The 19,481-nt window shown below is 67.9% G+C and carries 19 protein-coding genes and 1 tRNA gene; 10 read left to right on the top strand and 10 right to left on the bottom strand.

The window, feature by feature from the left end:
• Positions 1–21: 21 nt before the first annotated feature.
• Together RTU05_RS04905 and RTU05_RS04900 are read right to left on the bottom strand one after the other, a co-directional pair.
• Positions 22–816, bottom strand: a complete 795-nt coding sequence (locus tag RTU05_RS04905) for an NAD kinase (RefSeq protein ID WP_312596234.1) — start codon at positions 814–816, stop codon at positions 22–24.
• Between the two features lie 31 nt (positions 817–847).
• A complete protein-coding gene (locus RTU05_RS04900; RefSeq protein WP_312596232.1) occupies positions 848–1,975 on the bottom strand; it encodes a DUF2336 domain-containing protein in 1,128 nt (375 codons plus the stop codon).
• Positions 1,976–2,153: 178 nt separating this feature from the next.
• Between RTU05_RS04900 and RTU05_RS04895 the strand changes: the two genes are divergently transcribed.
• From RTU05_RS04895 to RTU05_RS04880, 4 genes are all read left to right on the top strand, one after another.
• Positions 2,154–2,918, top strand: coding sequence for a class II aldolase/adducin family protein (locus RTU05_RS04895; RefSeq protein WP_312596230.1), 765 nt, complete (start codon positions 2,154–2,156; stop codon positions 2,916–2,918).
• Between the two features lie 155 nt (positions 2,919–3,073).
• On the top strand, positions 3,074–3,676 hold the full coding sequence (locus tag RTU05_RS04890; RefSeq protein ID WP_312596228.1) for a hypothetical protein: 603 nt from the start codon (positions 3,074–3,076) through the stop codon (positions 3,674–3,676).
• 112 nt (positions 3,677–3,788) lie between these two features.
• Positions 3,789–4,895 carry an efflux RND transporter periplasmic adaptor subunit gene (locus RTU05_RS04885; RefSeq protein WP_312596227.1) on the top strand — a complete coding sequence of 369 codons (1,107 nt, stop codon included), beginning with the start codon at positions 3,789–3,791 and terminating at the stop codon, positions 4,893–4,895.
• Complete coding sequence (locus tag RTU05_RS04880; RefSeq protein ID WP_312596281.1) at positions 4,895–8,101, top strand: efflux RND transporter permease subunit; 3,207 nt, start codon at positions 4,895–4,897, stop codon at positions 8,099–8,101. The genes RTU05_RS04885 and RTU05_RS04880 overlap by 1 nt, the downstream gene beginning before the upstream one ends.
• A 4-nt stretch (positions 8,102–8,105) precedes the next feature.
• Here the strand turns inward: RTU05_RS04880 and RTU05_RS04875 are convergent, their stop codons facing one another.
• The gene (locus RTU05_RS04875; RefSeq protein WP_312596224.1) at positions 8,106–8,615 is read right to left on the bottom strand and encodes a cytochrome c family protein; all 510 of its coding nucleotides are present in this window, start codon (positions 8,613–8,615) and stop codon (positions 8,106–8,108) included.
• Between the two features lie 153 nt (positions 8,616–8,768).
• On the opposite strand from RTU05_RS04875, the gene RTU05_RS04870 reads away from it, so the two are divergent.
• From RTU05_RS04870 to RTU05_RS04860, 3 genes are read left to right on the top strand one after another with little or no spacing between them, the layout of a single operon-like run.
• The gene (locus RTU05_RS04870) at positions 8,769–9,044 is read left to right on the top strand and encodes a FeoA domain-containing protein (RefSeq protein WP_312596222.1); all 276 of its coding nucleotides are present in this window, start codon (positions 8,769–8,771) and stop codon (positions 9,042–9,044) included.
• Positions 9,044–10,912 (top strand): ferrous iron transporter B, encoded by a 1,869-nt coding sequence (locus RTU05_RS04865; protein ID WP_312596220.1) that lies wholly within the window; start codon positions 9,044–9,046, stop codon positions 10,910–10,912. The genes RTU05_RS04870 and RTU05_RS04865 overlap by 1 nt, the downstream gene beginning before the upstream one ends.
• A gap of 32 nt (positions 10,913–10,944) precedes the next feature.
• Complete coding sequence (locus tag RTU05_RS04860) at positions 10,945–11,709, top strand: A24 family peptidase (RefSeq protein WP_312596218.1); 765 nt, start codon at positions 10,945–10,947, stop codon at positions 11,707–11,709.
• Here RTU05_RS04860 and RTU05_RS04855 read toward each other — a convergent pair.
• The 5 genes from RTU05_RS04855 to RTU05_RS04835 all read right to left on the bottom strand — a co-directional run bounded on the left by RTU05_RS04855 (position 11,706) and on the right by RTU05_RS04835 (position 15,158).
• Complete coding sequence (locus RTU05_RS04855) at positions 11,706–12,332, bottom strand: TetR/AcrR family transcriptional regulator (protein WP_312596216.1); 627 nt, start codon at positions 12,330–12,332, stop codon at positions 11,706–11,708. The genes RTU05_RS04860 and RTU05_RS04855 overlap by 4 nt on opposite strands.
• Positions 12,333–12,355: 23 nt before the next feature.
• Positions 12,356–12,431, bottom strand: a tRNA-Thr gene (locus RTU05_RS04850).
• A 119-nt stretch (positions 12,432–12,550) separates the two neighbouring features.
• Positions 12,551–13,717: a glutathionylspermidine synthase family protein gene (locus RTU05_RS04845; RefSeq protein WP_312596214.1), complete on the bottom strand. Its 1,167-nt coding sequence runs from the start codon at positions 13,715–13,717 to the stop codon at positions 12,551–12,553.
• Positions 13,718–13,720: 3 nt separating this feature from the next.
• The gene (locus tag RTU05_RS04840) at positions 13,721–14,461 is read right to left on the bottom strand and encodes a PspA/IM30 family protein (protein ID WP_312596212.1); all 741 of its coding nucleotides are present in this window, start codon (positions 14,459–14,461) and stop codon (positions 13,721–13,723) included.
• A gap of 16 nt (positions 14,462–14,477) precedes the next feature.
• Positions 14,478–15,158, bottom strand: a complete 681-nt coding sequence (locus tag RTU05_RS04835; protein ID WP_312596210.1) for a DUF2170 family protein — start codon at positions 15,156–15,158, stop codon at positions 14,478–14,480.
• 139 nt (positions 15,159–15,297) lie between these two features.
• Between RTU05_RS04835 and RTU05_RS04830 the strand changes: the two genes are divergently transcribed.
• The 3 genes from RTU05_RS04830 to RTU05_RS04820 are packed head-to-tail and all read left to right on the top strand — an operon-like array spanning position 15,298 to position 16,995.
• A complete protein-coding gene (locus tag RTU05_RS04830; RefSeq protein ID WP_312596208.1) occupies positions 15,298–15,945 on the top strand; it encodes a DUF2491 family protein in 648 nt (215 codons plus the stop codon).
• A 25-nt stretch (positions 15,946–15,970) separates the two neighbouring features.
• A complete protein-coding gene (locus RTU05_RS04825) occupies positions 15,971–16,384 on the top strand; it encodes a DUF350 domain-containing protein (protein WP_312596206.1) in 414 nt (137 codons plus the stop codon).
• Positions 16,385–16,389: 5 nt separating this feature from the next.
• Complete coding sequence (locus RTU05_RS04820) at positions 16,390–16,995, top strand: DUF1190 domain-containing protein (RefSeq protein ID WP_312596204.1); 606 nt, start codon at positions 16,390–16,392, stop codon at positions 16,993–16,995.
• A 51-nt stretch (positions 16,996–17,046) separates the two neighbouring features.
• Here the strand turns inward: RTU05_RS04820 and RTU05_RS04815 are convergent, their stop codons facing one another.
• Positions 17,047–18,438 (bottom strand): ATP-binding protein, encoded by a 1,392-nt coding sequence (locus RTU05_RS04815; protein ID WP_312596202.1) that lies wholly within the window; start codon positions 18,436–18,438, stop codon positions 17,047–17,049.
• Positions 18,435–19,166, bottom strand: a complete 732-nt coding sequence (locus RTU05_RS04810; protein WP_312596200.1) for a response regulator transcription factor — start codon at positions 19,164–19,166, stop codon at positions 18,435–18,437. Before RTU05_RS04810 ends, RTU05_RS04815 begins: the two co-directional genes overlap by 4 nt.
• Positions 19,167–19,481 lie beyond the last annotated feature (315 nt).

The following is a 19,481-nucleotide window of genomic DNA, read 5'->3' as shown; positions in this document are numbered from 1 at the left end:
GGCTTAAGAAGCCGTCACCAGTCAGTTGGCGAACTGTTCGGCGATCACGCGCTCGTCGAACGACCGGCCAGCGTCGAACAGCATGGTCAGGGCCACGTCGCGCCGTTCGCGCACCTCGACACGCGCCACGCGACGAACCTCGAAATTGTCGGCGGTGGCCGAGACGGGGCGTTTGTCGGCCTCCAGCACATCGAACCGCACCTTGGCACCGTGCGACAGCAGGGCCCCTCGCCAGCGGCGGGGGCGGAAGGCGCTGATCGGCGTCAGGGCCAGGATGCGGGCGTCCAGCGGAATGATGGGGCCGTGGGCCGACAGATTGTAGGCGGTCGATCCGGCGGGCGTGGCCACCAGACAGCCGTCGCAGGACAGCTCCTCCAGCCGCACCCGTTCGTCGACCGTGATCCTGAGCTTGGCGCTCTGGCGGGTCTGGCGCAGCAGCGAGACCTCGTTGATGGCCAGGCCGGTGTGGACCTCGCCCGCCTCGGTCCAGGCGTCCATCTGCAGCGGGTGGATGACGGTGCGTTCGGCGGTCGTGATCCGCTCCAGCAGGCCGTCTTCCTCGTAGTCGTTCATCAGGAAGCCGACCGAGCCGCGGTTCATGCCGTAGACCGGGGTGCGGCGGCGCATATTGCCATGCAGCGTCTCCAGCATCTGACCGTCGCCGCCCAGGGCCACGATGACGTCGGCCTGCTCTTCCGCCACGGCGCCATAGCGCGCGGTCAGGGCCGCCCTGGCGTCCTGCGCCTCGGGTCGGTCGCTGGCAACGAAGGCCAGGGCGGGGGTGGTCGGGGTCTGAGAGGGGCGGGTCTGGGTCACGGCGCGACGTGAGCCGAGCTTGGCGGCGAAGTCAAACGATCGCGGGATTCTGCATCATCTGACGGAAGGCGCGCGCGGCGGAATGGGCGTTCATCGGCGTGGCCGTCCAGCCGCCGTCGCCGGGCAGGCCCCCGGTCAGCTTTCGCACCTCTATCAGCAGGGAGGAAAAGACGGCCTTGTCCACTCCGACCGCGACACAGGCCAGGTAAAGCGGCTCGGCGGTGGGTGCGCGCACCGCCTGGCGAACCTGAGCGTCGCCGAAGCCGCCCAGTGCGGCCAGGGCCTGTTCGAACAGTTCGAAACGCTGCTCGCGCAGGGCGCGGACCAGGAGGCCGGGTCGCAGCTGGCCGGCGGCCTGCAGCTTGTTCACCAGGCGGCGCTCCATCTCGGCGCGCTCGCGATTTTCCGTCAGGCGGCCGGCGGGGGCGGCGCGCCACTCCGGCGCGCCCGCTGCGATCGCGGCGGACTGCTGCACGGCGGCGTTCAACCGGGCGTCGTCGATGCGGAAGCGTTCGCCGATGGATTGGCGCAGGGCCTGGCCGACCCACTGATAGAGTTCCTGGGCCAGATCCTGGTTCAGGCGGGGGTGACGGGTCAGGGGCGCGCGCAGGCCCGCGACGCGGCGCGACTGATCGACCAGTCGGCGCATCGTCGCCTCGCTGATCTGGGCGGTGCGGTTGGAGGCCAGGGCGGTCATGGTCACGGCCTCGCCGCGATCGACGATGGCGTCGCACACATCGCCCGACAGCCGCGGACGGCGGGCCACGGCGATCTGATGCTCCAACGTCGCCTCGATCAACAGGCGGATCAGGTCGGCGTCCTTCAGCAGGGGGCTGGAGGTTATGACGGGGCGGGCGATCTCGATCTCGTCCAGCGCCAGCATATTGACCAGGGCGGGCGGCGCCCAATCCGCGCCCGCGATCCGTTCGGCCAGGGCCAGACGGATGTCGCGCTCCGCCTGGGCGGTCAGGGTCAGGAAGATGTCGGCGAGAAGCGGCGCGACGCTGGGCGGCGGCGCCGCAGCCTCGCACAGGCCAGTCACCTTGAGCAGAAGACGTTGGCGATCCTCGGCCGAGCGACTGCTGGCCAGGGTCAGCATCTGCGCCACGGTGCGGTCGTCCCAGCCATCGCGGGCCGGCTCAAGTTGAACGACAGACACAGCGGCTCCCCGAACCGTCGATGGACCCGCATACCCTTAGGCCGGTGTCGTAAAGGCCGGGTTAACCACGTTCGGGCGGTCAAGATGACGCTGCGTCAGCCTATCCGCGCGCCCTTGACGCCGCGCGCCGCGAGGCAGACGGTCGGTCCAAACGCCCATCCAGAGGCAGGAGGAAACCATGGCGGACGGTGCAAATCCCTCGATCAGGTCCCGCGTGTCGGAGGCCGAGTGGCAGGCGCGCGTCGAACTGGCGGCCCTCTATAGGCTGGTCGCGCTGCACGGCTGGGACGACATGATCTTCACCCATATCTCGGCGCGCGTACCGGGGCCGGAGCATCATTTCCTGATCAATCCCTACGGCTTCTATTTCGACGAGATCACGGCCTCGTCGCTGGTGAAGGTCGATCTGGACGGCAATATCGTTCAGGACACGACCAACTTCATCAATCCGGCGGGCTTCACCATCCATTCGGCGGTCCATGCCGCGCGCGAAGACGCCAAGTTCGTCATCCACCTGCACACCGTAAACGGCGTCGGCGTCGCGGCCCAGGCGGAAGGGTTGCTGCCCATCAGCCAGAACGCCTGTTTACTGCAGCACCAGGTTGCGTATCATGGATATGAGGGGTTGGCCCTCCACCATGACGAACGCGAACGTCTGGTCGCCGACCTGGGGGATAAACCGTTGATGCTGCTGCGCAACCACGGCACGCTGGCGGTCGGGGAGACGGCGGCGCAGGCATGGATCGGCATCTTCTTCCTGGAACGGGCCTGCGCGCAGCAGGTGGCGGCGTTGTCGGGCGGCCGCGAGCACGTTCTGCTGGCCCCGGATGCGGCGCAGGAGGAGACCAAGGAGCAGGGGCGGGGCATCGGCTTCGTCTCGGCCCTGGCCTGGCCGGGCGCGCTGCGGCAGCTGGAGCGCAAGTCGCCGGGCTACGACGCCTGATCCTGGCGACGGCGGGGGGCGTTCTGTCCCTCGGCGTCGCCCAGACGGCCCAGGCCGGCGCCTGGGTCCAGCCCAAGGGGCAGGGCCAGGCCATCGTCAAATACGAGCGTCTGAAGGCCGACAGCGGTTTCGATCCGTCCGGGGACGAGACGACCTTGCCGGCCGTCCGACGCGATGCGCGACTGGGCCTGTTCGCCGAATACGGGGTGACGGATCGGCTGACCCTGCAGCTCAAGGCCGACTGGCAGGCGGGCGAGGACGCCTTCGTCGACTACGAGGGGCGCGGTCCCATCGAGATCGGCGCGACCTGGCAGGTGTTTCGCGACGACCGAAACGCTCTCAGCCTCTACGGCGGCTACAGCCGGGCCGGGGAGGGACGGAACGCGGACTATGCGCCGCCGGGCGTGGGCGAACACGACTGGGAGGCGCGGTTGTCGGCGGGCCGGTCGCTGGGGCCGCGATGGGGGATGCAGCGGTCCTTCGTGGAGGTTCAGGCCGCGCGGCGTCTGCGCGACGGTCTGCCCGACGAGACCCGGATCGACGCCACGGCGGGCGCGCGGTTCGGCGGCGGCTGGATGGCGCTGGGCCAGGCCTTCGGCGGGGCGGCGGACGGCGGCGCCCGCTGGCTGTCGCTGGAGGCGTCGGTAGTGCGCGACCTGGAGTCCTGGAGCCTGCAGGCGGGATGGAGACAAACGGTCGCAGGGCGAGAGACGCCGGCGGCCCATGGCCCGGTCATCGCGATCTGGCGTCGGTTCTAAGACGGATTTCCGCGACGGAAATCTCCGCTTGGCGCGTTAGTGTCGGATTACGTTGCGCAAGCCGCATTAGCCGGTAATGCATGCGGCGTCCCCTGATCGAGAGTTCCGCCGCGTGATCAAACGTCACTTCTTCCTCGTCGCCGCCGCGATCCTGTTGGCGCTGATGGTCGTCGCCGCCGTGGTCAAGGTGGCCACCTCCAACGACAAGTCGGCCCAGGGGCCGGGCGCGGGCGGCGGACGCAGGGGCGGTCAGCAGGTGTCGGAAGCCGTGGTGAGCCAGCGTCCGTTCTCGGATCAGATTCGGGTGCTGGGCGTGGCGCGCGGCCAGCGCTCGGTCAATGTCACCTCGTCCACCACGGAACTGATCACGCGGGTCCTGTTCACCGATGGCCAGCTGGTGTCGGCGGGCGCGCCGCTGGTCGAACTGCAGGCGCGTGAAGAGGACGCCGCCATCATCGAGGCGCGCGCCAACGTCAATCAGGCCCAGCGCGAATACGACCGCTACAAGGCCTTGGCGGATCGCGGCGTGGCGCCTCAGGTCATGTTGGAGCAGGCCGAGACGGGTCTGGAGACGGCGCGCGCCTCGCTGCAGGCGGCGCAGGCGCGCCGTGGCGACCGGGTGATCCGCGCGCCGTTCGCCGGCCGGATGGGCCTGACGACCGTGACCCCGGGCACCCTGATCAATCCGGGGGCGGTGATCGCGACCCTGGACGACACCTCGACCATCCGAGTCGATTTCCCCTTGCCGGAGCGTTATCTGAACCTGTTGCAGCCCGGGGCTGCGATCACCGCGACGGCCGACGCCTATGGCGATGCGCCGTTCCAGGGGCGGATCGCCCTGATCGATACGCGCGTCAACGAGGCGACGCGCGCCGCCACCGCTCGCGCCGAATTCCCCAATCCCGGCGGCCGCATCCGGCCCGGAATGCTGCTGCGCGTCGTGGTTCAGCAGGGCCAGCGGCAGACGGCGGCGGCCCCGGAAGCGGCGGTGCAGTATGAAGGCTCGGGCGCCTTCGTCTATCGCATCGCGCCCGGCCAGAACGGTTCGACCGCCCAACGGGTCGAGGTCGAGACCGGCGCGGTCGAGAACGGCTTCGTCGAAATTCTGTCGGGCGTCGAGCCCGGCGAGCGGATCGTGGGGTCCGGCCTGAACCGCATCCAGCCCGGCGCGCCCGTCAGCGTCGCCGGGGCGCAGCGCAAGTCGGGCGCCGCCCAATGATGCTGTCCGATGTCTCGGTCCGGCGGCCGGTCTTCGCCGCCGTCGCCGCCATCGTGCTGTGCGTAATCGGCGCGGCGGCCTTCTTCTTCCTGCCGGTGCGCGAACTGCCCGACGTCGATCCGCCCATCGTCTCGGTCAACACCAGCTACGCCGGCGCCTCGGCCGAGGTCATCGAAAGCCGGATCACCGAGCCGGTCGAGCAGCAGATCGCCGGCATCCAGGGAGTGGAGCGGATCAACTCCACCAGCCGCGACGGCCGCTCCAGCGTCAACATCGAGTTCTCGCTGGATCGCAACATCGACGACGCCGCCAACGACGTGCGCGACCGGGTCAGCCGCGTGGTCGGCCGCCTGCCGGACCAGGCCGACCCGCCCGAGGTGGCCAAGGCCGATTCCGACAGCCAGCCGATCATCATCGTCTTCCTGCGCTCGACCAGCATGAACCGGCTGCAGCTGACCGACTACGCCGACCGCTATCTGGTCGATCGGATGGCGACGGTGCCGGGCGTGGCCCAGGTGAACATCTATGGCGAGCAGCGCTATTCGATGCGGATCTGGCTGGATTCGGCGGCCATGGCGGCGCGTGGACTGACGGTCAACGACGTCGAGACGGCCCTGACCAACCAGAACGTCGAGCTTCCGGCCGGATCGCTGGAATCCACGGCCAAGAACTACACCGTGCGCGTGGCGCGCACCTACGCCCGGCCGGACGACTTCCGCCAACTGCCCATAGGCACGCGTGGTTCGGCCTCGACCTCGGCTTCGGTCGCCACCGGCACGGGCAGCGGCTCCTCGGCCATCATCCAGGGCCAGCCAACCTATGTCACGCGCCTGGGCGACATCGCGCGGGTCGAGGAGGCGCCGGAAGAGGATCGTCGTCTGTTCCGGGGCAACGGCATGGATCAGATCGGCCTGGCCGTGACGCGCCAGGCCCAGTCGAACGACCTGGCCATCTCCGACGGCGTTCACAAGATGATCGACCAGATCCGGCCGACCCTGCCGCCCGGCGTGACCATCGAGATCGGCTCTGACAACTCGGTCTTCACCTCTCACGCCATCGACGAGGTGTGGATCACCATCGGCATTTCGATGGCCCTGGTGGCCCTGGTCAACTTCATCTTCCTGGGCAGCCTGCGGGCGGCGCTGATCCCGTCGATCGTGGCGCCCATCTGCCTGCTGGCGACTTTCATCGTGCTGGCGCCCCTAGGCTTTTCGCTGAACCTGCTGACGCTGCTGGCCTTGGTGCTGGCCATCGGCCTGGTGGTGGACGACGCCATCGTGGTGGTCGAGAACATCCAGCGGCGGCTGGATCACGGCGAGCCGCCGCTGGTCGCCGCCGAGCGTGGGGCGCGTCAGGTCTTCTTTGCGGTCGTGGCCACGACCATCGTGCTCTTGTCGGTGTTCGCGCCCCTGCTGTTCCTGCCGGGATACGTCGGGCGTCTGTTCGTGGAGCTGGCGGCGGCCATTGCGGCGGCCGTGGCCTTCTCGGCCTTCCTGGCGCTGAGCCTGTCGCCGATGCTGGCGTCCAAGATCCTGAAGCCCGCCCAGACCGGCGGCTGGATCGCGCGCCGGGTCGACTGGGGCATGGATCGGCTGAAGTCGTCCTATTCGCGCTCGCTGGACATGCTGCTGGGGCGTCGGATCGCCGTGATCGGCGTGGGCGCCCTGATCCTTCTGGTGGCGGCGGGGGCGGGGGGCATCTTCCTGTTGCTGCCCAACGAACTGGTGCCGGACGAGGATCGCGGCCGCGTCACCGTTCGCGTCGCCGGACCGGAAGGCGCGGGCTTCGACTACACCCGCAAGATCATGCTGGGGCTGGAGCCGCTGCTGGCGGAATACAAGACGAGCGGCGAGGCCGACAGCTATCTGGTGTCCGCGCCCGGCTTCGGCGGCAGCGGCTTCAACTCGGGCAATGCGGTGCTGACCCTGGCCGACTGGTCCAAGCGCGACCGCACGGCCGCCCAGATCGCGCAGGAACTGAACGGCAAGCTGCGCGGCCAGACCGACGCCCAGGTCAACGCCTCGACCCCCGGCGCCTTCCAGCGCGGCGGCGGCAACTCCAACTCCATCGAACTGATCGCGACGGGCAGCGATTATCAGCAGATCTACAACTGGCTTCAGCCCATACTGACCGCGGCCCAGGGCAACCCCGGTTTCTCGCGCCCGCGCCTGAACTATGAGCCGAACTCGCCCCGCCTGCTGGTCGATGTCGATCCGCAGAAGGCGGCGGCGCTGGGCGTGTCGTCACAGTCCATCGGGCGGACGCTGGAGACCATGTTCGGCTCTCGCCGCGCCACGACCTACATCAAGGGCGGGCAGGAGTATGACGTCATCCTGCAGACCGACCGCGAGAACCGGCGCGAGGTTTCGGACCTGGAGGCCCTCTATGTCGCGACCGGCGGCGGGCAGCTGGTGCCGTTGTCGGCGGTGGTCACGACCAAGACCAGCGGCGATACCCCGGATCGTCGGCGTCTGGACCGCCAGCGCGCCATCACGCTTCAGGCCGATCTGAACCCCGGCACGACCATCGACGACGCCGTGCAGTTCCTGAGCGCTGAGGCGGCCAAACAGCCGCAAGGCGGGGTCGTGGTCCAGTGGGGCGGCGCCGCGCGTGACCAGCAGGAAGCGGGCGGGGCGGTCGTCGCGGCCTTCGGCCTGGCGCTGCTTCTGGTCTTCCTGGTGCTGGCGGCCCAGTTCGAAAGCTGGATCACGCCGGCGGTCATCATGCTGACGGTGCCGCTGGCGGCGGCGGGCGGTCTGTTCGGCCTGCTGATGGCGGGGTCCAGCCTGAACATCTACAGCCAGATCGGCCTGATCATCCTGATCGGCGTGGCGGCCAAGAACGGCATTCTGATCGTGGAGTTCGCCAACCAGCTGCGCGACCAGGGGCGGTCGATCCGCGAGGCGATCATCGAATCGTCGTCGTTGCGTCTGCGCCCGATCATCATGACGTCCATCGCCACCGCCTTCGGCGCCCTGCCGCTGGTGCTGTGGCAGGGGGCGGGGGCCGGCAGCCGTCAGACCATCGGCGTGGTGATCTTCACCGGCGCCATCTTCGCCACCGTCCTGACCCTGTTCGTGGTGCCGGTGATCTATGGCGTACTGGCGCGCTTCACCAAGTCGCCCGAATGGACCGCCCGCAAGATCGAGGAATGGGAGGCGCAGGAGATGCGGGACGGCGGCGAAAAGCCGATCCCCGAGGCCTGACCGATCAGGAGGCGGGCGCAGGCTCCGGCTTGTAGCCCGTCTCCACCTTCAGGAAGGCGATGACGTCGCGGCGATCCTTGGCGTCGGGCAGGCCGGGGAAGGTCATCTTGTTGCCCGGCAGGAAGGTGCGCGGGTTCTGGAGCCAGTGATCCAGCTTTTCCGCATCCCAGGTGAAATCCGCCGTCCGCATGGCGTTGGAGTAGTTGTAGCGCGGCCGGTCGCCCGCCTTCCTGCCGAACACGCCGTACAGATTCGGACCGGCCATGTCCGCGCCGCCCTCGCCTATGGTGTGGCAGGATCGGCAACGGGCGAAGGCGCGTCGCCCGTTCTCCAGATCGCCGGTGTCGTAGGGGGGCGGCAGGGCGGCCAGCAGACTGGCCTTCTCGGCCTCTGTCAGGACACGAACCGGCTTGGCGGGGGTCATGGCCGGGGTGGAGGGCGCATCCTGTCCGCAGGCGGCCAGGGCCAACATCGGGGCCAGAAGAAGCGGGGCGGCGAGGGAGAGGCGGGACATGGACGGCTCCTGTTCCAGCGTCTGATAGCGCAAACCGGGCGCGCGGCAATTGGTCAAGCTGTCCCGCTGGACGCGGGGTGTCCGCACCTGATAATCACTGTCAAAGAAACGCGGAGCCGTCGGGGAGCGGCCTCGCCCGTGCGAGCGTAGACTTTGACCGAAACCATAAAGCTGAGCCAGGCCCGACGCGGCGATCGCGGCGTCATCGTCCAGGTGGGCGCCCATTGTCATCACCAGAACGAGGCCGTGGAGCTGGAGCGCCGCCTGCTTGAGCTGGGCTTTGTCGAGGGGGCGCAGGTCGAACTGCTGCACGAGGGTCTGTTCGGTCGCGATCCCATCGCGATGAAGGTGGACGACATGCGCGTGGCCCTGCGTCGGCATGAGGCCGAGAGCCTGACCATCCGGCTCGATCACCGGGGGATCGCCTGATGGACGTCGCCCTGAAGACCGCCCGCGTCGCCCTGGTCGGCAATCCCAACAGCGGCAAGACCGCCTTGTTCAACGCCCTGACCGGCGCGCACCAGAAGGTCGCCAACTACGCCGGGGTCACGGTTGAGCGGAAGGAGGGGCTGATCCGCGCCACGTCGGGCCGCACGATGTCGGTGCTGGACCTGCCCGGCACCTATTCCCTGCGCGCCCGCAGCCCGGACGAGGAGGTCACGCGCGACGCCGTTCTGGGCCGCCTGGCCGGAGAGACGCCGCCGGACGTGGTGGTCTGCGTCGCCGACGCCACCAATCTGCGTCTTGTGCTGCGCCTGATTCTTGAACTGAAGGCCGTCGGCCGTCCGATGGTGCTGGCGCTGAACATGTACGACATCGCCCAGCGTCAGGGCCTGCGGATCGATCTGGAGGCGCTGCGCGCCGAGTTGGGCGTGCCGATCATCACCACCGTCGCCACGCGAAAGCGCGGCGTCGACGATCTGATCGCCGCCGTCGAGGTTCAGGCCGACGCCGCTGCGCTCGGCGAAAACGCCTGGCATACGCCCGACGCCGCCGAACTGCGCAGCGCGGCGCGTGAGGCCGAGCGGATCATGAAGGCCTGCGTCCGCCCGCCAGAGCGGCCCGACACCCTGACCGGCGAGATCGATTCCGTCCTGCTGCATCCGGTCGGCGGCCTGCTGATCCTGCTGGCCCTGCTGTTCGTGATGTTCCAGGCCGTGTTCAGCTGGGCCGCGCCCCTGATGGACGGCATCGAGGCGGGCATCGGCTGGTTGGGCGGTCTGGTGGGCAATGTGCTGCCGGACGGCCTGTTGCAGAGCCTGATCGTGGACGGGATCATTTCCGGCGTCGGCAGCGTGCTGGTCTTCCTGCCGCAGATCCTGATCCTGTTCCTGTTCATCATCGCGCTGGAGGACTTCGGCTACATGGCCCGCGCGGCCTTCCTGATGGACAGGATCATGGGCGGGGCGGGCCTGCACGGCCGCGCCTTCATTCCCCTGTTGTCCAGCTTCGCCTGCGCCATTCCCGGCGTGATGGCGGCGCGGGTGATCGATTCAAAGCGCGACCGCCTGACCACCATCCTGGTCGCGCCGCTGATGACCTGCTCCGCGCGCATCCCGGTCTATACGCTGATCATCGCCGCCTTCATCCCGAACGAGCGGGTATGGGGCTTCGCCAATCTGCAAGGACTGGTGATGTTTGGCCTCTATGCGGCGGGCATTCTCAGCGCGCTTCTGGTCTCGCTGGTGATCCGCAAGGTGTTCTGGCGCGGCGCGGTCGAGCCGTTCATGATGGAGCTGCCGACCTACAAGGTCCCGGACCTGAAAAGCGTCGGGTTCAACCTGTGGCTCCGGGCCAAGATATTCCTGAACCGGGCGGGGCGGATCATCCTGCCGGCCGTCGTCATTCTGTGGGTGCTGGCGACCTTCCCCTATCCGCCCGAGAACGCGACCCTGCCCGCCATCGACTATTCGTTCGCGGGCATGTTGGGCCGGGCGCTGGAGCCGATTTTCGCGCCGATCGGCTTCAATTGGCAGATGGTCATCGCCCTGATCCCCGGCATGGCGGCGCGCGAGGTCGCGGTGGCGGCGCTGGGCACCACCTACGCCATCGCGGATGCGGAGAATGCGACCGGCCTGCTGGCCTCCACGCTCGCCACCCACTGGTCCTTGGCCACGGCCCTGTCCTTCCTGGCCTGGTATATCTTCGCGCCCCAGTGCGTGGCGACCCTGGGCGTGGTGCGGCGCGAGACCAACTCGCTGAAATGGACCTGGATCATGATCGGCTACATGTTCGGTCTGGCCTATCTGGCGTCGCTGGCGACCTATCATGTGGCGGTGGCGCTCGGAGGCGGTTAAGCCGAGGCGGTCGCCACCGTCTGGACCTCCTCATGAACCCTGTGATCGCCGCCGCCGTCATGGGCGGCCTGGGCCTGATTTTCGGCAGTTTCATCGCCGCCGTCAGCGTGCGCCTGCCGCGTGACGAGGACATCGTCATGGCCCGGTCGCGATGCCGGGGCTGCGACCAGCCGCTGCGCCCGTGGGAGTTGGTCCCGCTGTTCAGTTGGCTGGCCTTGCGCGGTCGTTGCGCGCGCTGCGACACGCGGATTTCAAGGCGCTATCCGCTGATTGAATTGGCGGCGGGCGGCATCGGCGTGTGGGCGGCGCTGTGGGCCGTCGGCGGGGGCGCGTCACTGTTCATTATGGCGGCGACGGCGGTTCTGGGCTGGCAGTTGCTGTTGATCGCCATTGTGGACGGCGAGAACCTCTGGCTGCCCGACATCCTGACCCTGCCGTTGATCGCGACCGGCCTGATCGTGGCCATGGGCGCGGGCTGGAATGTCGCCCTGACGCATCTGATCGGGGCGGGGGCGGGGTTTGGCGGGCTGTGGTTGGCGGGCTGGCTCTATCAGGTCGTCCGCAAACGTCAGGGACTGGGAGGCGGCGATCCCTTCCTGTTCGCGGGGGCAGGGGCCTGGGTCGGCTGGATCGGCCTGCCCAGCGTTCTTCTGTGGGCCTGCGCCGTGGGTCTCAGCCTGGTGTTCGCGATGCTGGTGGTGCGACGCTCGGTCAGCGCGACGGACAGGCTGCCGTTCGGCGTCTTCCTGGCGGCGGGGATCTGGCTGACCTGGCTTTACGGCCCGCTGGGGATTTAACGCCCGGTGGTCAGCTTGACGACGATGATCGCCGCCGTGTCCAGAATGGCCTCCGGCGTGTCGGCGCGGCGCAGCAGATCGAAACTGGCCGCCGTCGATTCGGCGATGGAGGCGATCTGGTACGAGGCCAGGCGGGGGTTGTAGTCCTTGGGATGCAGGCCGCTGGCATGGGCCTGGGCCACCCGGCGCTCGATGGCCAGGTGCAGTCGACGCAGACGGCGCACGCGGCTTTCCACGAAGGCGGCGTCGCCATTGTCCGCCAGCATATGTTCGACCCGCAGGACCTGGCCGTGGCTGCGCCAGATCGCCATGACGTCCAGGATGAAGGCGCGGGCGATGACGAAGGCCCTGTCGCCCGGCCAATCGGCCTGAAAATGCGACGCCAGTCCCTGGAAATCGGCCGCCGCGACTTCGCATAGGGCCAGAACAGGTTCTTCGACCGTTTTGAAATATGTATAGAAATTCGACGGAGACACGCCGGCTTCTGACGCCAGGTCGGCGACGCGAATCTCGCCGTAATGCCGCGCGTTCAACAGGCGTCGCGTCGCGTCGAGGATCGCCTGGCGGGTTCTGCCTCCGCGCGCGCCGATCTTGTGGCCCAGCTTGTTGGTGGTGTCGGGCATCGCCCCCATTGGTCGACAGAGGGTGGTGCCGGCTGCAGGAATCGAACCCGCGACATCCAGTTTACAAAACTGGCGCTCTACCAACTGAGCTAAGCCGGCCCGCGTGTGCGGTTTCGCCCTTATGTCCAGACCGAAGCCGCGACGCAAGACGAGCCTGCGCCGTAAGCGGACAAATCGACCTTCCGGCCCGAAAGCGCATTATTGCGGACGGCTCGACCTCAGCCCCGGATGAAGTGCGGCACGAAGCGGGAGGTGTTGCGGGTGATGCGGCCGATATCCTCGCGCAGACTGATTCCCGCCGGTTCCGTTCCGACCACCCACGACCCGACGATCACGTGGTTGCCGTCGAAGTTCGGCGGATTGTGCAGGGCCTGGCGGATGTAGCGGCCTTCGCCATAGCCGCCGTCCACGACCTCGGCTGCGCTTTGGCCTTGGTCGATCAGTTCGACATTGTCGCCTTCGCGCGAAAACAGCGGCTTGCGCACATAGGACGACCCCAGCGTGCTCTCGGCCGGATCGCCCTCGAAATAGGATTCCAGCAGGTTGGGGTGGCCCGCATGCCGTTCCCACAACAGCGGCAGGATGGCCTTGTTGGACAGGATGCTCTTCCACGCCGGCTCCAGCACGGTCACGTCCGCAGTCGGCAGGGGCGCGGCGTATTCGTCGCGCAGCATCTGCTCCCACGGATACAGTTTGAACAGCGCCTGGATGATCCAGTTGTCGTGATCCACGAACCGGCCGTCTGCGTTCAGGCCGATCTGGTCGATGGCGACGAACTGGGGCTCCAGCCCGGCCTGCTGAGCCAGGTCTTCGAGGAAGCGCACCGTCTGACGGTCCTCGACGAAGTCGGCGTCCGAGGAGAAATGCACGAAGCCGCTGGTCGGGAAGATGGCGCGGAATCGATCGACCAGCTTCTCATGCAGGCTGTTGAACTGATCCGCATCGGCCGGCAGGGCGCCGGCCTTGATCTGATCTTCCAGCCACAACCACTGGAACACCGCCGTCTCATAGATGCTGGTGGGGGTGTCGGCGTTGTATTCGTACAGCTTGGCCGGACCCGCGCCGTCGTAGGCGAAGTCGAACCGGCCATAGAGGGAGGGATCGCCCCGCTTCCAGCTGTCGGCCACATAGTCCCGCATGGTCTCGGGAATATCAAGTTGCTCCATCAGCCGTTCGGACTGGACGGCCTCGTTGACCAGTTCCACGCACAGGCCGTGCAGTTCCTCGGTCGGCGCCTCGATCCCCTCCTCGATCTCGGCCAAGGAGAAGGCGTATGCCGCCGTCTCGTCCCAATAGGGTTTGCCGTCGGTGTGGCGCCAGGTGAAACCGAGCTCCTCGGCCTTGGCGTCCCAATCTGTGCGGGGATCGAAGCGCAGACGCTCCATGGATCAGGCCGGGTCTTTGTCAGGCGCAGATTGGCCTATACGCGGCGTGATCACCGTCACGTCCGGCTGGCTGAGGCGGGCCAGGACGTCGTCGGCCGACGAATGACCGGGCAGTATGCCGGCCTCGCGCAGCTTTGCGTCCAGGTCGGCGCCGGTGCGGCGATCTTCCAGCGCCTGGCTGGCGTTCAGCTTCTCTTCCTGGATCGCCTGACGTTGCTTGATACGTTGCAGGCTGTCGGCGGCCGAGCCGATGCGCGACTGGGTGCCGGCCGAATTCAAAGCCACCGAGGTCTGGGCGCGCTGGACGGAATCGTTGACCTTGACGATGTCAATCTCGCGACGAAGCGTCTCGATCTTCTGGTCCGTCGAGGCGATGGCGGTGCGCAGGCGCGTCTCGGCCGTCTTCATGTCCTCGATCAGCGGGGCGCGGCTGGTGATCTCGACCTCCAGCTCGGCGATGCGGCCGGCGACTTCGCGCGCCAGGTCCGTCTTTCCCTGCCCCAGGGCGGTGCGGGCCGAGCTTTCGTATTTGGCGATCTGGTCGCGGAAGCTGGCCATCTCGTTTTCGGCCATGCGGCGCCGCGCCACCAGGCCGGCCAGGTCGTCGCGCGCCTTGCCTTGAGCATTGTCGGCGTCGCGGATTTCCTGGTCGAGAATCTTCAGGGCGTTGGCGTCGACGACGCCCTGGGCCGCGTCATGGGCCGAACCCCGAAACAGGGCGGACAGTTTTCTGAGCATGGACATGGTCGGTCTTCCGGGATCAGGCGGCGTCGGCGCCGAAGGTTTCACGCAGTTCGGTGGCGTCGATCGCATTCTCGGCCAGGGTGCGCAGTTCGATCAGGATGGTCTGCAGCGTCGTCTTGCAAGAGAGTTCGCCCATCAATTCGTACACATCCTCGCCGCCGACGTTGGTGATGGCGAAGTTGGACAGGGGCACCACACGCTGGGCCTTCAGCAGGAACTCGTTGAAGGCGTGGCGGTCGGTCTGTTCCGACACGGGCCACAGCAGCACGGAGCAGACGATCTGGGCGCCGCCGACGCTGAGATAGACCGGCAGGTCGCCGTACTCATGCATGGTCGCCAACAGAACGGGCTCGGCGCCCTCAACCACGCGCAGGGTCATTTCGCCCTCGCGCAACAGGGTGGACCCGTCCAGCGCCGCCTTGATGGTCGGCACGGTCCAGGGGGTCTCGATCACGGCGTCCATTTGATGGTCGTCTCCGGGGATGATGGAATCGGAAGTGGGGCGGCGCGGGCGTTGGGCAAGCTGCGGCCCGCGCGTGGAATCTGTGACGATGGCGCGCACGGCCGCCTTGACGTCCTCGCGGGCGGCGGCCGGCACCCAAAGCTCCAGCTTCACCAGGCCCGCCTCACGGCGCGCCTGTCGCCACGCTCGGATGCGGTCGGTGGCGGCGGAAGAGGGCGATGTGTCGTTCGGCATATCGTTACATGAAACGCGTAACATGAACGCTTGACTTGGCGCAAGATAGGACGGACATGTCGCGACATGAACCGCCTCATTCGGTCGCATCGTCGCTGTCCGCTCGCCGTCGGCGTGGATCGGGCTTAGATAGTCGCCCATGTTCAAGAAGCTTTTCGGATCGTCGGAGAACGCCGCGCCCGCCAATCGGCTGGCGACGGTGCGCAACATCACAGTGGGCCGCACCGTGTCGCTGGACCCGCTGGCCTGGCGCCGGCTGGGCGGAGAGACGCCTTTCACCCTGGATCGCGACGTGCTGGACATCTCGGCGCAAGGTTTGGTCAGTCTGCACAGCGGTCAGTTCGTGCATCGCTTCTACACCGACGACCACGTCATGCTTCAGGCCATGAGCGATGACGAGGCGGGTCTGGAAAGCTATGACTTCAGCCTGTTCGTGCCGTGGACCTCAGCCTATCCGCCGGGCGAGCGCGAACGCCGCATCTGGCGCGACCGGCTGTCGGCGCCGGTGTTTCACGGCGCGGCCGAAGAGTTGCCCGACTATCCCCGCTTCTGGTTCGCCGAGAGCGACGCCATCCAGCCGCCCGTCACCCTATGGGAGACGATCTGGGACGACCGCGCCGCGACCACGCCCTATGCCAAGATATTTCAGACCTGCATGTTGTATGCGCGCGAACTGGGCGGCGGCCGCGAACTGATGCTGGCTCTGGAGCAGCAGCCTGACGGCGGCGACACCACGCATGAAATCATGATCGGCATTCCGTTGGAAATGGCCGAGTTCCGCGCCTGACCGCGCAATCCGAGGGGCAAGACCGATGTTCGACTGGTTCGTATTTCAGCAGGGGGCGATCGCCTTCCTGATCGCCTTCGCCATGGCCGGTGCCTTCACCCTGGCCTTCAAACTGATCTACCAGTGGGTCACGCCCTATCACGAGCATACGCTGATCCGCGAAGGCAACACGGCCGCCGCCATCGCGCTGGGCGGCGCGCTGATCGGCTACGTCCTGCCTTTGGCCTCGGCCCTTTCGCACACCGTCAGCCTGATGGAGTTCGCCGCCTGGGCCTTGCTGGCCGGCGTGATCCAGATCGGGGTGTTCGTCACCATCAGCCGCATGGCCTTTCGCAACCTGGTCGCCCGCATCGAGGCGGGCGAGATTGCTGCAGCCGTCTATCTGGCCTCCATCTCCATTTGCGTTGGCCTGCTCAACGCCGCCTGCATGACGTCGTGACCGCCATGACCGATCTTCCCAAAACCGACACCATGCGCAAGCTGAAGCGCTCGCGCGTGCTTCACGTCAGCAGTCTGATGGCGACCGCCAGCTTCTCGCTGGCCGCCTGCGGCTCGCCCCAGCGCGTGCCGGCGCCCGAGCCCGAACCGACCCTGGCCTATCAGTCGCTGGACGAGTGCAAGGCCGCCAACGACATTCCCGACAACGAATGCGACGCCGCCTTGACCAAGGCTCAACAAGAGGCCGCCAAGACCGCGCCGCGCTACGCCACCCGCGAGGAGTGCGAGGGCCAGTGGGGACCGACGCAGTGCCAGCCGAATAATAACGGCGGCTCCTTCTTCACGCCGCTGCTGACCGGCTTCATCGTCGGTCAGATGCTGAACGGCGGCGGCTATCGCGGCGGCGGACCGCTGTATCGCGACCGCGAGGGGCGGTTGTCCAACGGCTACGGCGGTGGCTACGCCTACCGCGACTATCGCACCGGCAAGACCCTGACCAATGCGCGCGAGCATGGCGACGTCGCCCGCCAGGCCCCGACGCGGGTGCAGAGCCGCACCACCGTCGTCTCGCGCGGCGGTTTCGGCGGCGGGGGCCGGGGTTACGGCGGCTAGCCGATCCTTGGTTTTCCAGAGGTACGAAAGCTTTTCCCCTTCAGGCCGTCGTCAGACATGGTTCTGCGGTGTGGGCGCCGCAAACACAAGACGTGCTTCCAGGCCGCCGTCGGGGTGGTTGGACAGCGTGAGTGTGGCGCCGCTGCGGGCCGCCATTCTCTGGGCGATGGTGAGGCCGAGGCCCGCGCCGCCGCTGTCGCGCGATCGCGAAGCGTCCAGGCGATGGAAGGGCTCCAGCACGGCGTTCAGCTGATCCTCGGGCACGCCGGGGCCGTGATCGCGCACGGTGATGGCGATGGCGCCATTCGGTCCACGGATCAGGGCGACATCCGCCGACCCGCCGTGCTGGACGGCGTTGTCGATGAGGTTGCCCAGGGCGCGACGAAGCGCCTGAGGCCGGGACGGCGCGACGGCGGCGCAGGTTTCAGTCACGCGAACGGGCAGGCCGGCGTCGGCCATGTCCTCCACCAGGGCGGACACCAGGGAGGGCAGATCGACCTGGCCGATGGGCTCGCTCGTCTCCACCTCGCGGGCCAGGTCCAGCCCCTCGCGGATGAGGACCTGAGTGGCGGCGAAATCGGCGAGCAGCCGGGCGCGCAGGTCGGCGTCCGTCACCTTGTCGAGCCTGAGGCGCATTCGGGTCAGGGGCGTCTGAAGATCGTGGGTGATGGCGGCCAGCATTCGCGTGCGGTCGGAAAGCGCGGCCTTTAGGCGCGTCTGCATGGTGTTGAAGGCGGCGGCCGCATCGCGTAATTCCTGAGGGCCGGCGAGGGGCAGCGGCGGGCGGTCCAGGTCGGCGCCGAGCGCCGCTGCGGCCGTGCTGAGACTGCGCAGGGGATGAACCGCCAGTCGGGCGGCGATCCAGGCCAGAAGAGCGGCGGCCAAGGCCATCACGCCTAGAAACACCAGTCCCAGTCGGTCGGCGGCCAGGGGCGCGGGAGGCGGCGGCAAGGCGATGGTGACGGCCATCGACCCTTCAGACGTCTGAGCAACGACCAATCGGCAGTTCTGCGCGGCGGGTCCGATGGGCGACGGACGCTGTGCGGTCGCCCCATTCCGCTGTGCGGCAGGCGGGGGAGGGGGCGGTCCTGGCGGCGCTCGGCCGGGCAGGTGAGTAGGCGGGGGCGGCACGCAGTCAGCCGCCCCCGCCTGATAGGCCACGGCTTGGCCTTGGCCCAAGGTGTCGGCCAATCGTCGCGTAAGGGCGACGTCAGCAGGGCCTGGAACCAACCCATCGGCCGCGCGCGCCACGCCCTTGAAGTCGGCGCCGGTCATCAGAACGGGAAGTGCGGCGGCGATGCGTGCCGCCGCCTGGATGCGATCATGGTCGGCCTGTCGCTGGCGGTAGAGGCTGTCGGACAGCCAAAGCGCCGCCGCCGCCGACAGGGCGGCCCCGATCAGCAGGATCAGGAAGATCCGGCGCGCCAGGGTGTCGCGCGTCATCCCTCGGCCGCCGCGTCAGAGTTCGAAACCGTCGCAGCGAGCATATAGCCGAAATTGCGCACCGTCTTGATCAGTTCGGGCGAGCGGGCGTCGTCGCCCAGCTTGTGCCGCAGACGGCTGACCCTCAGGTCGATGGCGCGGTCGTCGGCATCGGGCGCGGCGGCCAGGGCGCGAAGCTGCTCCCGGCTCAGCACCCGCCCGGCATGGGCGGCCAGGGCGTCCAGAAGATCGAACTCGGTGCTGGACAGGCTGACCAAACGCGCGTCGGCCGCGCTCAGCAGGCGCCGTTCGCGGTCCAGGGTCCAGCCGGCGAACTGGACGCGGGTTTGCGTCGTGGGCGCCAGATTGGCCGGCAGCGCCCGGGTGCGTCGCAGAACGCTGCGGATGCGCGCCAAGAGTTCGCGCGGCTCGAACGGCTTGGCCAGATAATCGTCGGCCCCCATCTCCAGTCCCACGATCCGGTCGATAGCCTCGCCGCGCGCGGTCAGCATGATGACTGGAACGGCCGAGCTTGCTCGCAGGTCACGACACAGGGTCAAGCCGTCCTCGCCTGGAAGGTTGAGGTCCAAGATCACCAAATCTACGGCCTGGTCCGACAGGGCGCGCCGCATGGCCTTGCCATCGGCGGCCTGGACTACGCCGTAGCCTTCGCCTTCCAGCCGTTCCGCCAGCAGGCTGCGAATGTCGCGATCGTCATCGACGACCAGAAGGGTGGCGGACGGGGTCATCGCTTCTGTGTGGCGCTTCGCGATGCGTCTGTCGCGGAGTTTTTCATGTCGATTCTTGTCGCCCATCGCATCGACACATGCCGACACAATTCACGGCGATCTGGATACACGCCGATACGTCGGGGTCGCAGCGGCGCCTTCGGACAGGGCGAGAGCAGAGGCCTTGCCGAGGGGCGTGGCCGCCTCGGTCCCCGTCAACCCAAGGATAGAGATCAATGCGTTCCTCCCGTCCCCTGAACCGCAGGCTTCTGGCAGCCGTTGCGACTGTCGCGGCCCTGGGCGCCGCGTCCGGCGCCGTGGCCCAGGTTGTCCCGG

Source organism: Brevundimonas sp., from assembly GCF_032017145.1.
In the GTDB taxonomy this organism is placed as follows: Bacteria; Pseudomonadota; Alphaproteobacteria; order Caulobacterales; family Caulobacteraceae; genus Brevundimonas.
The sequence above is the reverse complement of the archived record's forward strand: the minus strand, read 5'-3'. Positions and strand labels throughout refer to the sequence as shown.